We start from the raw sequence: 14,439 nt of genomic DNA, 5'->3' as shown, positions 1-14,439 counted from the left end.
GCGTCCCGCTCGGCCTCGAGGATCGCGGCGGCCACGCGCGCGGAGCGGTCGGCGGCGGCCCGGTGGCGCAGGACGAGCTCGGCGGCCTGCCAGGAGGCGTGCAGCGTGCGCGCGTCGGCGAGCTCGCGTTTCTGCGCGGCCGCCGACTTCTCGGCCCCGGCGAGCGCCAGCGAGGCGTGCCGGTAGGCGAGTTCCGCGGCGATCAGCGCACTGCGCTCGCGGGCGCCCTCGGCGTGGGTGACGGCGTACGCGGCGGCGGTGACGCGCTGCGCGAGCTCTCCGGCGCGCACCCGCTCCCGCACGGCCCGTGCGGACAGGCGCCGGGCCAGTGTCCGGGTGCGCCGCTCGGCGGCCGCGTGGATGTCACGGGCGCGGGAGCGGGCGTCGGCGGCCTCGACGATGCGTCCGAGCAGGTCCGCGGAGCCGGCCGTGAAGTCCCGCTCGGCGATGAGCTCGGAGCGCCGTCCCAGCTTGTTGCCGAAGCCGCCGACCAGGTCGGCGAGGCCGTCGGTGTCGCGGGTGTCGGTGACCGCGCGCAGCAGCAGGTCGGTGAAGTCGGAGTCCTTCTTGACGGCGAAGAGACCGGCGGCCTCGCCCTCGTCGGCGTTCATCTCCCGCTGGTAGCGGAAGAGTTCGGGGTCGAGGCCGAGGTCGCCGAGATGCTCGTTCCAGCGGTCGTGGATCTCCTCCCAGTGCACCTCCAGGTGCGGGTAGGCCTTGCCCGCCTCGGTGATGGTGTCCCGGAAGCCCTTCATGGTGCGGCGCCGTCCCCGCGCGCGGGACGCCCCCTCGACGGCCGGACGGACGGTGGTCGCCTCGGCGACGGGCAGACTGTCCAGGCTCAGGCCCGGTCCGGGCCGGAAGGAGTACCAGGCCTCGGCGAACTTCCGCGGGTCGTTGGAGACCTGCCGTCCACGCCACTCACTGGCCTTGCCGACCACGACGCACTCGCCGGTCAGGGTGTGCTGCCACTCCAGCGCGACATGGCCGCAGTCGTCGGCGAGCAGGAACTTGCGCAGCACACCGGAGCTGGCGCCGCCCAGTGTGTTGCGGTGTCCCGGCAGCATCACCGAGAAGATCAGCTTGAGCAGTACGGACTTGCCGCCGCCGTTCTCCAGGAAGAGCACGCCCGCGGGTGCGGGCCGGCGCGGCGGCCCGACGGGCTCGTCCTCGAAGAACTCCGCCTGGATGGGGGCGGGGTCGGGCACGGGCTCACCGACACCCCGCAGGTCCAGCACGGTGTCGGCGTAGCGCGCACCGGCCGGCCCGATGGAGTAGAGGCGGACCCGGGACAGCTCGTACATGGCGGCGGACTCTCGTCGTCAGTCTTCGGATACGTGGGGAGGTTCTTCGGATACGTGGGGGTCAGGCGTGGAACGGCAGTCCGGCGCCGGCCACCGGCTCCAGCTCGTCGCCGTCCGCGGCGGGCAGCAGGCTCGCGGAGCCGTCGGTCACCGGGACGACGCCCAGCTCCAGCAGCTCGGCCATCGCGGCGCTGCCCGCCATGTCCCGGACCTGGAGCTGGTAGCGGGCCGTCGTCCGGTACGTGCCTCCCGCGTCGTCGCCGGTGCGCTGCAGGAAGCCGGAGTCGGTGAGGAACGCGACGGCCTTGCCGACGATGCCCGTGGTCGAGCCGGCGAGTCTTCGCGCGTCCTTGGTGGCCCCGGTGGAACTGCGACGTGCCCAGGTCCGCCAGGCCGCCTCCAGACCCGGGGCCTCGGTCGCCGGATCGGAGTTCTCGCCCAGCTCCTCGGCCCGCTCCTCCAGACGGCGGCAGGCCTGGCGTACGAACGCGTCGACGCCGTTGACCGAGACGCGCCCGATGTATCCGTCGTCGGCCAGGTCCTCCGGCCGGGGGAAGGCCAGGGCGGCCACGGCGAGGTGGGCGAGGCCGTGCAGGAAGCGGTCCACGGAGTCGGCGGAGGTACGGCGCGCGTAGTCACCCATGCGGACGGCGAAGACGGAGTCCTCGGCGGCCGTGACCACCATCCCCGCGCGTGCGGACACCTCGAGGACGACCAGTCCGAGCCCGGCGGCCACGGCGTCGGCGAGGCGCCCGAAGGGCGGGTCCTCACGGTAGCGCCGCAGCAGCTCCGCGTACTCCTGGTCGCGCGCGGGCTGCAGTTTGGGCTGCAGTCCGAACGCGACGAGCCGCGCCGCGTCGGCGGCGTCGGCGGGCGTGACGGGGGCGTTCGCCGGCGCGGCGACGACGTCCGGCTCGCTCCACTCGACGTGCTGCTCGGTCACGGAAGGGGCTCCTTGTTCAGAGGTACGGGGGCGGGGGCGTCCCGGTGCGGATCGCGGCAGGCCGCGCGGCCGGCCACGGCCGACCGGCGGGCCGTGGACGGCTCGCGGCTCCCCGGTGCTTGCGACGAGGCGTTCACTTCCGGTCCGCCGCCATCCCCGCCGCGTCCAGCAGGGCCATTCCCACGATGAGATCGGCGCCGCCGAACTCGGGATCGTCCAGCTCGGTCCCGTCGTCCACGGCGAAGAGCAGCTTCTCCTCGCCCTGCCGGTAGGCGGTACCGACCGGCGGGCTGGCCGCGTGGATGGCCAGCAGTGCTACCAGATAGGGAAGTTCGGTATCGCGGCCGCGTGCCTCCGCCAGCAGTCCGGAGAGCCGCCGAGGCGCGTCGGCGGGCAGGTCGAGCAGCTCCATGGCGCTCACGAGCTGCTCCTCGCTGAAGCGGCTGTCGTCCGGGGTGGCGATCAGGTCCGGCTCGGGCATCTCGGCGCCGAGGTGCTCCCGCTCCACGGGCGGGGTCAGCAGGAGGTCGACGAGATCCCCGACGCGGACGGACACGGGGGTGCGCAGACCGGTTCCGCGCGCGAAGAAGGCGTCGGTCACGCGCCGCGCCTGCTCGACGGGCAGCGGCAGCAGGGGGGCGACGAGATGGCCGTAGAGGTCGATGCCGGAGGTCGTCATGGGGGTGGCGAAGGCCTGCCGGTCCTGCTCGGCGCGGAACAGCGGGCCGGCCTCCAGGAGCCTGGACTGCAGCTGTGTGTGCCGGCGGATGCAGTCCTTGACGATGTCGACGAGCTCGGCGGCGCGGCGCTTCTGCTCGGGGTCCTCGGACTCGTCGCGGGCCTTGCGGATGTTGGTGAGGATCGCGTTCTCGTGGCGGTACCGGTCCGCGACGTGGTCGAGGGCCTCGGCGATCATGTCGGGCACGGCCTGGAGCCAGTCGACGGCCCGCACATTGCGCCGGGTGGCGTCGAGCGCCCTGCGGAGCGTCCCCGCGTACTGCACGGTCCGGTAGCGGGCCTGCTCGGCGGCGAGCTGGGCGTCGGCGAGACGGCCGCGGCTGATCAGTACCTCCAGCTTGACCTCGGCGGCGATCTGCGCGCTGGTGACGTCGGTGTCGAGGGCGCCGACGAGGACGTTGACCGCCTCGTCCGTCGTCCGGAGGTAGACGGTGCCCCCGTAGCCGGGGACCTCTTCGATCAGCTTGAAGTCGTAGTCCCGGCGCACATAGGAGCCGTCGGGCGCGAACGTGCCGTACACGGCCCGGAAGCCGCGGTCGACGCTGCCGACGTTGATCAGGTTCTCCAGGACCCAGCGGGCCACCCGCTCGTGCTCGGCGACGGGGCGCCGGGGTGCCTGCGCGGCGATGCGCGGGAGGAGCCGGGCCACTATCTGGTCGTGGTCGGCTCCGGTGTCGAAGTCCATGTTCAGGGTGACGAGGTCGATGACGGCGAGGGCCAGCTCGGCCATGCCGTAGACCGTGTACTCGCCCGCGAGATTCGCCTTGCGCACGTCCAGGTCGTGCAGCGGCGCGGTGCAGGCGAGCGCGCGCAGCCGCCGCGCCAGGCCTTCGTCGGCGGCCGGGCCCGGAGCAGGGCGCGGCGCCGCGCTGAGCTGGGGCGGAACACGGTCCGTCGGTGCGGGCGAAGTCACGGTGCACAGACTAGGTCCTCGGTCCGACAACGGTCGAAACGGCGCAGAAGCGACCGCCCGTCACCGGGTTCGCGGCGCGCTCCGGCCCGCCGTGCGCCGGCGGCCCGCCCGCGCCTCAGTCGATGCCCTGCGCGCCGTCCGCCACCCGCCGCGCGTAGACCTCCACGACCCTTTCGAGCGAGTCGCCGAGATAGCCCGCGAGGAGGCGCTCGGCCCCGTCGCGGTCCCCCGCCTGGAGCGTCTCGAGGATCTCACGGTTACGGGCGAGATACGGCTCGTGCAGGCGCCGCGGGTCGTCCACCACATGGAAGGCGAGCCGCAGTTCGGCGAAGACACTGCGCATCACCTCGTCGGTACGGGAGCTGCCGGCGAGTGCGACGAGCTCCCGGTGGAAGTGGATGTTGGCCGTACCCACGGCTTTCCAGCCACCGTCGCGGGCCGCCCGCTGTCCCTCCTCGACGGCGTGGGCGAGGTCGTCGAGGGCGTACGGCGGCTCGCCCAGCCCTCGGACCACGGCGCACTCGACGAGGGTGCGGGTGCGGTAGATGTCCTCGACGTCCTCGACCGTCAGCACCCGCACGAAGACCCCGCGGTTGAGCTCGTGGACGAGCAGCCGTTCGTGCGTGAGCAGCCGGAACGCCTCGCGCAGTGTGTTGCGTGACACACCGAGCGCCCCGCCGATGCTGTCCTCGGACAGCCGCGTCCCCGGCAGGAAGTACCCCTCGGCGACCCGGCTCCTGAGGATGTCCGCCACCCTCTCCGCGGTGCTGGTGCGGCCCAGCAGGGCGCGGTCGTCGGCCAGTCCGGTCAGCTCTGCCATGCCGGAATTCAATCGCAGATACGGGAACGAAACAACACGGGTATTGAAGGATCGTTCAACGATCCTCTACCTTGGCGGTCAGACGGCGGCGCACAGACCGCACCACCCGCTCGAACACCGCCCGCTCGAACACGGCGCCCGTCTCTCCGCACGGCACGGCACAGATCGACGCGGCACAGCACGGCACGGCACGGCTCAGTCCACACGCACCCTTCGTCCCTCACTGCGAGGTGCCCATGAGCACGACCCCTCCCTCTCAGGCCCTGACCGCCGGCCCCCGCCAAGGCGCGGGTGAACCCGGTTCCCAGGAAGGCGCGTTCGCCTGGCTGCGCGCCCTCGGCCCGCGGGGCCGCCAGGCCTTCGCCGGCGCGTTCGGCGGCTACGCCCTCGACTCGTACGACTACTTCACCCTGCCGCTGAGCATGGTCGCGCTGGCGGCGTACTTCGGTCTGGACAGCGGCCAGACCGGTCTGTTCACCACCGTCACCCTGGTCGTCTCGGCGGTCGGCGGGGCGATCGCCGGCGTGGTCGCGGACCGGATCGGGCGCGTCAAGGCACTCATGATCACCGTGATCACGTACGCGGTGTTCACCGTGGCCTGCGGATTCGCGCCCGACTACGAGACGCTGCTGGTGTTCCGCGCCCTTCAGGGCCTCGGTTTCGGCGGTGAGTGGGCGGTCGGCGCGATCCTGGTCGCCGAGTACGCGAGCCCGAGGCACCGCGGTCGCACACTCGGCGCGATCCAGAGCTCCTGGGCCGTCGGCTGGGGACTGGCGGTGCTCGTCTACACCCTCGTCTTCCAGTTCCTCGGCGACGACCTCGCGTGGCGCGTGATGTTCTGGACCGGCGCGCTGCCCGCGCTGCTGGTCGTCTGGGTGCGCCGCCGGGTGCAGGACGCCCCCGAGGCGGCCGCCGTGCGCGAGAGGAGCACGGACAAGGGATCGTTCACGGCGATCTTCAAGCCGGCCACGGCCGGGGACCCCGGTCTGCTGCGCACCACGTTCTTCGCGGTACTGCTCTCCACCGGAGTCCAGGGCGGCTACTACACGCTGGCCACCTGGGTACCCACGTACCTGAAGACGGAGCGGGGTCTGTCCGTGGTCGGCACCGGCGGCTACCTCACGTTCCTGATCTCCGGGGCCTTCATCGGCTACCTCACCGGCGGTTATCTCACCGACAGGCTGGGCCGCAAGCGGAACATCCTGCTCTTCGCGATCCTCTCCGCGGTCTGCGTCCTCATCTACGCCGGCCTCCCGAGCGGCGCCAACACGCTTCTCCTCGTGCTCGGTTTCCCGCTCGGCTTCTGCATGTCGGCGATCTTCAGCGGCTTCGGCTCGTTCCTCAGCGAGCTGTATCCCTCGGCGGTGCGCGGCACCGGGCAGGGCTTCACGTACAACACCGGACGCGCGGTGGGCGCCGTCTTCCCGACCCTGGTCGGCTTCCTGGCCGACAGCTGGGGCGTGGGCGGCGCCCTGGTCTTCGGCGCGATCGGCTACGCACTCGCCGCACTGGCGCTGATCGGCCTCCCCGAGACCCGTGGAAAGGAACTCCTGTGACGTCCGTGACTTCCCCGCCCTCCCCGACCTCTCTCACCTCCGCGGGACCGGCGACTCCCGTGACTCCCGCGGCCTCCGCACAACGCCCCTCCCAGGAGCGCCCGTTGCACCCGCTCGGCGAGCACGCACGCGCGTGGACCCCCAAAACGGCACGGGCCAGGTTCCGTTCGGGCGTGTCGGGCCCGACGGCCGGGATCGCCGCGGGGCACACCCAGGCCAACCTGATCTCGGTGCCCGCCGACTGGGCGTACGACATGCTGCTGTTCTGCCAGCGCAACCCAGGACCCTGCCCGGTCCTCGACGTCACCGACGCCGGCTCCTGGACCACCCCGCTCGCCGACGGCGCGGACCTGCGCACCGATCTGCCGCGCTACCGGGTCTGGGAGCACGGTGAGCTGGTGGACGAGCCCACCGACGTCGTCGGCCGCTGGCGCGACGACCTGGTCTCGTTCCTGATCGGGTGCAGTTTCACCTTCGAGTGGGCGCTCACCGGGGCGGGCGTCCCCCTGCGCCACATCGAACAGGGCCGCAACGTCTCCATGTACGTGACCGCGCGCCTCTGCCGGCCGGCCGGGCGCCTGCACGGCCCCATGGTGGTGTCGATGCGTCCGGTCCCGCCCGAACACCTGGCCGCGGCGATCCGGGAGACCAGCCTCATGCCCGCGGTGCACGGCAGCCCCGTGCACTGCGGGGAACCCTCGGGGCTGGGCATCCGCAGTCTCGCGCACCCCGACTTCGGCGACGCGGTGGACACCGAACCGGACGACATCCCGGTCTTCTGGGCCTGCGGGGTGACTCCGCAGGCGGCCGTCATGGCGTCCCGCCCACCGTTCGCGATCACCCACGCACCCGGGCAGATGTTCCTCACCGACGCCCGTGACGAGCAGTACCGCGTGGCCTGAAGCGGCCCGGGAAGGAGAGACTGCGTCTCATGACCCCGATCGATCTCAACGCCGACCTCGGCGAGGGCTTCGGCCGCTGGCGGCTGACCGACGACGAGCAACTGCTGTCCGTCGTCACCAGCGCCAACGTGGCCTGCGGATTCCACGCCGGGGACGCGGTGACCATGCGGCGGGTGTGCGAACTGGCGGCCGAACGGGGCGTACGGATCGGCGCCCAGGTCTCCTACCGCGACCTGGCGGGTTTCGGGCGGCGCGCGATGGACGTACCGCCCGACGAACTGGCGGCCGAAGTGGCCTACCAGATCGGCGCCCTGGAGGTCTTCGCGCGCGCCGCGGGCGCGCGCGTGGCGTACGTGAAGCCGCACGGGGCGCTCTACAACCGCGTCGTGCACGACGAGGAACAGGCGGCGGCGGTCGTCGACGGCGTCCTGCTCGCGGGCGCCGGACTGCCCGTCCTCGGTCTGCCGTCCTCCCGCTTCCTGAAGCTGGCGGAGCGGGCCGGACTGCCCACGGTCACCGAGGCGTTCGCGGACCGCGCCTACACCCCGGAGGGCACCCTCGTGCCGCGCACCCGGGAGGGCGCGGTGATCACGGACGCCGAGGAGGTCGTCGAGCGCTCTCTGGGCCTGGCCCGGTACGGCACGGTGACATCCCGCACCGGGGAGCTCGTCCCGGTCCGCGCCCGCTCGCTGTGCCTGCACGGGGACACCCCGGGCGCGGTGGAGCTGGCGCGCCGGGTCCGCGCGCGTCTGGAGTCCTCGGGCGTCCGCGTGGAGGCCTTCGTATGAGGGTGTTGCCCGTCGGGGAACACGCCCTCCTCGTCGAGGTCGCCTCCGGTGCGGCGGCCCAGGCCCTGCACGCCGAGCTGCTGCGCCGCCGCGCGGACGGTTCCCTGTCCGTCCGGGAGATCGTCCCGGCGGCCCGTACGGTCCTGCTGGACGGCCTGGACGACCCGGTGCGTCTGGCGTCACGCATCCCCGCGTGGGACATCCCCCCGCTGCCCGCGCGCGCGGGCGGCGCGATCGAGATCCCCGTGCGCTACGACGGCCCCGATCTGGCCGACGTGGCGGCGCGGTGGGGAGTGCCGGAGCACGAGGTGCCGGAGATCCACGCGGCGGCCGAGTTCCGGGTCGCCTTCTGCGGATTCGCACCCGGATTCGGCTACCTCACCGGGCTGCCCTCCCGGTACGACGTGCCGCGCCGGCCGACTCCGCGTACCTCGGTCCCGGCCGGTTCCGTGGCCCTCGCGGGCCCGTACACGGGCGTGTACCCGCGTTCGTCGCCCGGCGGCTGGCAGCTGATCGGCACGACGGACGCGGTGCTGTGGGACCACGCGCGCGTGCCGGCCGCACTGCTCGCCCCGGGCACCCGGGTCCGGTTCGTAGCGGCGGGGTGCTGATGACCGACCGGGCCCTGTCCGTGGCGCGCGCCGGGGCCCTGACCACCGTCCAGGACCAAGGCCGCCCCGGCCACGCGCACCTGGGTGTCCCCCGCTCCGGCGCGCTGGACGCGCCCGCGGCGGCGCTGGCCAACCGTCTCGTCGGCAACCCCGTCGAGGCGGCCGTCCTGGAGACGACCCTCGACGGCTGTGCCCTGCGCCCGCGTTCGCCGGTCACCATGGCGGTCACGGGCGCCCCCTGCCCGGTCGCGGTGGACGGACGCCCGGCTCCCTGGGGTGCGCCGGTACGCGTCCCCGCCGGGGCGCTGCTCGACGTCGGCGCCGCGCGCGCGGGACTGCGCAGCTATGTGGCCGTGTCCGGCGGAGTCGCCGTGGAGCCGGTCCTCGGCAGCCGCTCCACGGACCTCCTCTCGGGCCTGGGCCCGCCGCCCCTCACGGACGGAACAGTCCTGCCACTGGGGCACCCCGGCCACGTCCCCGCGCGCGTGGACGTGGTTCCGCACCCGGGTCCGCCCGCCGAGCTCGTCCTGCGGGTGACCCCGGGTCCGCGCGACGACTGGTTCACCGCCTCCGCGCTGCGCACCCTGACGACGGCCGCCTACCGGGTGTCCTCGGCGAGCAACCGCATCGGGCTGCGTACGCAAGGACCCCCACTGGAGAGGGCCGTTTCCGGCGAACTCCCCAGTGAGGGCATGGTGCTGGGCGCCGTACAGGTGCCGCCCGACGGCAGACCGGTGGTGTTCCTCGCCGACCATCCGACCACCGGGGGATACCCGGTGATCGCGGTGGTCCGTGCGGCCGACCTCTCCGCGGCCGCTCAGGCGGTCGCGGGCACGCCGGTCCGTTTCCTGGTCGTACGCCGCCGGTGAGTCGCCGGCGGTCCGCCCCGCCTCCTCATGCGGCGTCCGGCTGTTCGCCCCCCGACAGGGCGGCCAGCGCGGACGTCACGGCGTGCGAGGCACCGAGGTCGAGCCGGGCGCTGGTGCCGCGCGCCCGGTGGCGGATCTCGGCGGCGGCCAGGGTGAGCAGTTGCGGCAGCAGGTCGGTGCACCGCCGGGCCACCCATCCCGTCCCGGCGGTGGCCAGCCACCACAGGCTCGCCGAGCGGGTGGGCACGGGGAACTCGGGCTCGGCCGAGGGCGCGGGCCCGGTGGCGACGCCCTGTTGTGCGAGGGACAGGTGAAAGCGCAGGGCGAGCTGCCGGTGCCCGCGCTCCCCCGGGTGCAGCCGGTCCGCGCTCCACAACGCGCGGTCCGTCAGCCAGGCGCCCTCCGCCGCGTGCACATGCACTGCCCCGTAGCGCTCGGACAGGGCGTGCACGACCGCGTTGACGGCCCGCTGGCGGCGGGCCAGCGGACGGGCGAGCGCCCCCGGCAGTCCGAGCATCGCACCGGGATCCGGCAGACAGGCGGTCAGGAGCACGGCGCCCTGGTCCCGGAAGGCCGCGTACACCTGGTCGAGCCGGGCGGCCACGGCGTGGATGTCGAAGGTGCACCGCAGCGTGTCGTTCACCCCGATCACGACGGACACCACGTCCGGACGCAGGGCCAGCGCCTCCGGCGTCTGCCGTTCCAGGACGTCGCGTGTCTGGGCGCCGCTCACCGCGAGGTTGGTGAACTCGACGGACGCCACGGGCCCGTCGGACGGTCCCCCGACGGGCCGTCCCGCGGACCCACCGGCCGGACCACCGGACGACTTGACGGCCGCCCCGTGGGCGAACCCGTGGTCCGGCCCGACGCCGAGCCCCGCAGCGGCCCAGACCGGCACCGCCTCGGGCACGGCCTCGGGCACCGCCTCGGGCACCGCCTGGGGCACACCGCCGGACAATCCGTCGGCGAGCAGCGCCGCCCAGCCCCGCCAGGCCTCTCCCACGGGGTCGCCCACGCCCTCGGTCAGTGAGTCCCCGAGGGCCACGAACCGAAGGGGTCTCATCCGACGCCCTCCTGAAGCCGGGGCCGCACCTCGACGGTCGCGTCGTGCGCCGCGAGGAATGCCTTCACGGCGGTGTCCCAGCCGAAGCACTCGGCACGCGCGCGTGCCGCTTCCCGGCGCTCCTTCTCGGTACGCCCCAGGAGCAGCCGCACCGCGTCCGCGAAGGAGTCACCGCTGTCCGCGGCGGTGGCCCCGGCGGACCCGACGATCTCGGGCAGCGCGGACAGCGCGCTGGCCACCACGGGGGTGCCGCAGGCCATCGCCTCCAGGGCGGCGAGCCCGAACGTCTCGGCGGGGCCCGGCGCCAGGCACACGTCCGCCGAGGCCTGCAGCGCGCCGAGCAGCGCACGGTCGGCGACATGTCCGAGGAAGGTGACGGGCAGCCGCCGTTCGGCGGCCCGCTGTTCGAGCCGGGCCCGCAGCGGTCCGTCCCCCGCGACGACCAGCACGGCCCGCTCGCCGCGCCGCAGCAGTGCCTCCAGGGCGTCGAGCGCGGTGCCGGGCCGCTTCTCGACGGACAGCCGGGAGCACATCACCAGCAGGACCTGGTCGGCGCGCGCGTACCGGTCGCGCACCGCGGGATCCCGCAGCGTGGGGTGCCGGCCGGCCAGATCGACGCCCAGCGGGGCCCGTACGACGTTGCGGGCGCCGATGCGGACGAACTCGCGCTCCGCGAACTCCGTCGTGCACACGACCCGTGCGTAGGAGTGCGCCGTTCGGATGTTGAGGGCGTCGGCGGTCCTGCGGGCCATCGCCTCGGAGAGCCCCCAGGTCCGCAGCACGCCGTCGGCGGTCTCGTGGGAGACCATCACCGCCGGCACCCGGGCCCGTCGCGCCCACACCCCGGTCCAGCGCAGGGTGGTCCGGTCGGAGACCTCCAGGCGGTCGGGGGCGAGCGACTCCAGGAGGCGGGCGACGCGCCGCTTGTCCGTGAGCACGCGATAGCCGCCGGTTCCGGGCAGCAGCGGACCGGGCAGCGTGATCACCCGTCCCTGCTCGGTCTCGGTGTCGCTCACCCGCTCTCCGGGGACGACCAGGACCGGGTCGTGCCCGGCGGCCAGGTAGCCGGCGCCGAGCTCCCGCAGGGCGGTGCGCAGGCCTCCGGAGGAGGGGGCCACGAAGTTGGCCAGCCGTACGATGCGCAGACTCATGCCGCCACCACCGTCCGTGCCGAGAGCACCTCGGCGTAGTGGTCGATGAGCTGGTCGCCGACGGCCGCCCAGGTGCGGCCCTCGACGGTGGCGCGCCCGGCGGCGCCGTACTCGGCCCGGCGGGCCGGATCGGCCGCCAGGGCCGCCACGGCGTCGCGTACGGCGGTCGCGTCGCGGGGCGGCACCAGCAGCCCCGTACGGCCGTGTGCCACCAGGTCCAGCGGTCCGCCCGCGGCGGGTGCGACCACGGGCACCCCGCTGGCCATGGCCTCCTGCACGGTCTGGCAGAAGGTCTCGAAGGGGCCCGTGTGGGCGAAGACGTCCAGCGAGGCGAAGATCCGGGCGAGTTCGTCGCCGGTGCGCCGCCCGAGGAAGACGGCGCCGGGCAGCGCCTCGCGCAGCGAGGTCTCGCTGGGCCCGTCGCCCACGACCACGAGGCGTACACCGTCCAGGCCGCAGACCCCGGCGAGCAGTTCGACCTGCTTCTCGGGGGCGAGACGGCCGACGTAGCCGACGATCAGCTCGCCGTTCGGCGCCAGTTCACGCCGGAGCGCCTCGTCCCGGAGGTCGGGACGGAAGCGGACGGTGTCCACACCGCGCGGCCACAGCCGTACCCGGGGCACACCATGTGCTTCCAGGTCGTGCAGGGCCGCGCTGGAGGGCGCGAGTGTCCGGTCGGCGGCGGTGTGGACGGAGCGGATACGCCGCCAGGCGGTGGCCTCGCCTGCGCCCATGTACGTACGGGCGTATCCGGCCAGGTCGGTCTGGTAGACGGCCACGGCGGGGATGCCGAGCTTGGCGGCGGCCGCCATGCCGCGCACGCCGAGGATGAAGGGGCTGGCCAGGTGGACGACGTCCGCGCGGTGTTCGGCGAGGGCGGCGGCGACGCGTCGGCTGGGGAGGGCGACGCGGACCTGGGGGTAGCCCGGGAGCGGAATGGAGGGGACACGGACGATGGGGCACGGCGAGAGGGCGTCGGGCCCGCCCCCGACGGGGGCACCACCCTCTTCGAACGAAGCCGCGAACTTGGGGGAGGTGGCCGGAGCGACGACAAGGGGAGCGTGACCGCGATCGACGAGGTGCCGGGCGGTCTGGAGCGCGCAGTGGGCCACGCCGTTCACATCGGGGGGAAAGGATTCGGTCACGATGACGACTCGCATACCGGTGTTCTCGCCGTGCTGGACGTGGTCGCGTCAACGTGGATCTTTCCTGCCGGGGAACGGCCCGTGAGCGTTGTCTCGCACACCTGTCCAGGTCAGCCCCCGGCCATGCCCCCACGACCCCCGAGTCACCTCTCGTTCATACGGCGGGTGCGTCGGGCCCGATGCGGCTGCGGACGGCTGTCTGGACCTCCGCCTCCTCGGCCGGATCCGACGCGAGCCGGCGCAGCTGGTCCACGACGCGGGCGTCACCCGTCTCGGCGTGTCGCGCGGCCACTTCCCGGGTCGACTCCTCGCAGTCCCACAGGCACTCGACGGCGAAGCCCGCGGGGAAGGAGGGATCGGTGGCGGCGAGCGCCCGGGCGGCTCGCCCGCGCAGATGGGACGAGGCGGTTTCGCGGTAGATGTGCCGCAGCACGGGGGCGGCACAGACGATGCCGAGGCGCCCGGCGCCGTCCACCAGGGTCCACAGCGTCGGCGCGTCGGGGCCCTCGCCGCGTACGGCCTCCCGCAGCGCGCCCAGGACCAGTTCGCTGTCGTTGGTGGCGCCGCGGCAGGCGAGCATCCGGCCCGCGGCGGCGCCCAGGGCGTCGGGCCGGTGCGCCCAGCCGCGCGCCCGGTCGACGGCGCCGACACTGCGCATACGTTCGAACGCGTCGACGGCGGCCTCCGCGACCGCCGCCGTGCCGTCTCCGACGGCGGCCTCGATCAGCGCCAGGGCGTCCGGATCGTTACTGTCGGCGAGATAGCGCAGGGCTGTACAACGGGCTCCGTCGCCGCCGCCACGGGCGGCCTCGACGATCTCGGGCCGGTCCTCGGGGCCCGCGACGGCCGTCAGGCAGCGCGCGGCCGGCACATGGAGTGCGACTCCGCGGTCCAGGCCCTGCTGCGCCCACTCGAACACGGCTCGTACGCTCCAGCCAGGGCGGGGGCCGGCCGGCCGCATCTGCCGCTGCCATCGGTCGAAGGAGCCCTGTTCCTGGGCCGCCCGCACCCGCCCGGCGATCGCCGGGCGTGGATCGTCGGCCCACAGCCGCCAGGGCCGTGGTTCGAAGGCGTCGCGCACCTGGGCGGTGAGCGCGGCCTCGCCCTCCGGGTCGGCCGGGAAGCGGGCGAGCACGGGCTCGGCGAGGGCCCGCAGGCCCGCGTCGTCGTCACGCAGGGCCAGTTCGTCCAGGGCCCACGCCCAGTTGGTGCCCGAGGCGGCGTACCCGCGCAGCAGCTCGAGGGCGTCCCGCCGGCCGTACGAGGCGAGGTGCCCGAGCACCGCGAGGGCGAGCCCCGTGCGTGACTCGCAGTCGTCGAGGACGTCCTCGGCGTCGAAGAGGTGCCGCTCGATCTCGTCGAGCTCACCGCTCAGATCGAGGTAGAGACGGGCGTAGTACAGGGAGCGGTTCTCCACCTGCCAGTCGTGGCGGGGATCACTCAGCACACAGTGGTTCAGTGCCGCGAGCGCCTCGGCCCGCGGTGCGGTGAGCGCGTGCAGCGTGCCGTCGCCGCGGCCCCTCTGGAGCAGGCCGAGCAGCGTTCCGCTGGGCGCTATGACCGGATCGAACATGGGAAACAGCCTCACATCAAGCGTCGACGCAACCGGGATCCTGCCTTACCTGGCCGCGTGACA

General features: G+C 73.9%; 12 protein-coding genes and 1 pseudogene. 5 read left to right on the top strand and 8 right to left on the bottom strand.

The window, feature by feature from the left end:
• From ABZV34_RS24605 to ABZV34_RS24590, 4 genes and pseudogenes are all read right to left on the bottom strand, one after another.
• Positions 1 to 1,304, bottom strand: a pseudogene (locus ABZV34_RS24605) (hypothetical protein); the annotation flags it as partial.
• Between the two features lie 61 nt (positions 1,305 to 1,365).
• On the bottom strand, positions 1,366 to 2,247 hold the full coding sequence (locus ABZV34_RS24600; RefSeq protein WP_356280493.1) for a hypothetical protein: 882 nt from the start codon (positions 2,245 to 2,247) through the stop codon (positions 1,366 to 1,368).
• A 133-nt stretch (positions 2,248 to 2,380) separates the two neighbouring features.
• Entirely contained in the window at positions 2,381 to 3,898 is a 1,518-nt protein-coding gene (locus tag ABZV34_RS24595; RefSeq protein ID WP_356280490.1) for a hypothetical protein, read from the bottom strand.
• A gap of 115 nt (positions 3,899 to 4,013) precedes the next feature.
• Positions 4,014 to 4,718 (bottom strand): GntR family transcriptional regulator, encoded by a 705-nt coding sequence (locus ABZV34_RS24590; protein ID WP_356280488.1) that lies wholly within the window; start codon positions 4,716 to 4,718, stop codon positions 4,014 to 4,016.
• A gap of 236 nt (positions 4,719 to 4,954) precedes the next feature.
• On the opposite strand from ABZV34_RS24590, the gene ABZV34_RS24585 reads away from it, so the two are divergent.
• The 5 genes from ABZV34_RS24585 to ABZV34_RS24565 are packed head-to-tail and all read left to right on the top strand — an operon-like array spanning position 4,955 to position 9,444.
• Complete coding sequence (locus tag ABZV34_RS24585; RefSeq protein ID WP_356280485.1) at positions 4,955 to 6,274, top strand: MFS transporter; 1,320 nt, start codon at positions 4,955 to 4,957, stop codon at positions 6,272 to 6,274.
• A gap of 59 nt (positions 6,275 to 6,333) precedes the next feature.
• The gene (locus ABZV34_RS24580) at positions 6,334 to 7,176 is read left to right on the top strand and encodes a putative hydro-lyase (RefSeq protein ID WP_356280498.1); all 843 of its coding nucleotides are present in this window, start codon (positions 6,334 to 6,336) and stop codon (positions 7,174 to 7,176) included.
• A 29-nt stretch (positions 7,177 to 7,205) separates the two neighbouring features.
• Entirely contained in the window at positions 7,206 to 7,964 is a 759-nt protein-coding gene (locus tag ABZV34_RS24575; RefSeq protein ID WP_356280482.1) for a 5-oxoprolinase subunit PxpA, read from the top strand.
• Positions 7,961 to 8,575: an allophanate hydrolase subunit 1 gene (locus ABZV34_RS24570; protein WP_356280479.1), complete on the top strand. Its 615-nt coding sequence runs from the start codon at positions 7,961 to 7,963 to the stop codon at positions 8,573 to 8,575. Before ABZV34_RS24575 ends, ABZV34_RS24570 begins: the two co-directional genes overlap by 4 nt.
• The gene (locus ABZV34_RS24565; RefSeq protein ID WP_356280476.1) at positions 8,575 to 9,444 is read left to right on the top strand and encodes a biotin-dependent carboxyltransferase family protein; all 870 of its coding nucleotides are present in this window, start codon (positions 8,575 to 8,577) and stop codon (positions 9,442 to 9,444) included. Before ABZV34_RS24570 ends, ABZV34_RS24565 begins: the two co-directional genes overlap by 1 nt.
• A 25-nt stretch (positions 9,445 to 9,469) precedes the next feature.
• Here the strand turns inward: ABZV34_RS24565 and ABZV34_RS24560 are convergent, their stop codons facing one another.
• The 4 genes from ABZV34_RS24560 to ABZV34_RS24545 form a co-directional block, all read right to left on the bottom strand.
• Positions 9,470 to 10,507, bottom strand: a complete 1,038-nt coding sequence (locus ABZV34_RS24560) for an SGNH/GDSL hydrolase family protein (RefSeq protein ID WP_356280473.1) — start codon at positions 10,505 to 10,507, stop codon at positions 9,470 to 9,472.
• The gene (locus tag ABZV34_RS24555) at positions 10,504 to 11,658 is read right to left on the bottom strand and encodes a glycosyltransferase (RefSeq protein WP_356280470.1); all 1,155 of its coding nucleotides are present in this window, start codon (positions 11,656 to 11,658) and stop codon (positions 10,504 to 10,506) included. The genes ABZV34_RS24560 and ABZV34_RS24555 overlap by 4 nt, the downstream gene beginning before the upstream one ends.
• Entirely contained in the window at positions 11,655 to 12,818 is a 1,164-nt protein-coding gene (locus tag ABZV34_RS24550) for a glycosyltransferase family 1 protein (protein ID WP_356280467.1), read from the bottom strand. The genes ABZV34_RS24555 and ABZV34_RS24550 overlap by 4 nt, the downstream gene beginning before the upstream one ends.
• A gap of 139 nt (positions 12,819 to 12,957) precedes the next feature.
• A complete protein-coding gene (locus ABZV34_RS24545) occupies positions 12,958 to 14,376 on the bottom strand; it encodes a HEAT repeat domain-containing protein (RefSeq protein ID WP_356280464.1) in 1,419 nt (472 codons plus the stop codon).
• Between the last annotated feature and the right edge of the window lie 63 nt (positions 14,377 to 14,439).

The sequence above is a fragment of the Streptomyces sp. NPDC005195 genome (assembly GCF_040608315.1).
GTDB classification, from domain to species: Bacteria; Actinomycetota; Actinomycetes; order Streptomycetales; family Streptomycetaceae; genus Streptomyces; species Streptomyces kaempferi.
The sequence above is the reverse complement of the archived record's forward strand: the minus strand, read 5'-3'. Positions and strand labels throughout refer to the sequence as shown.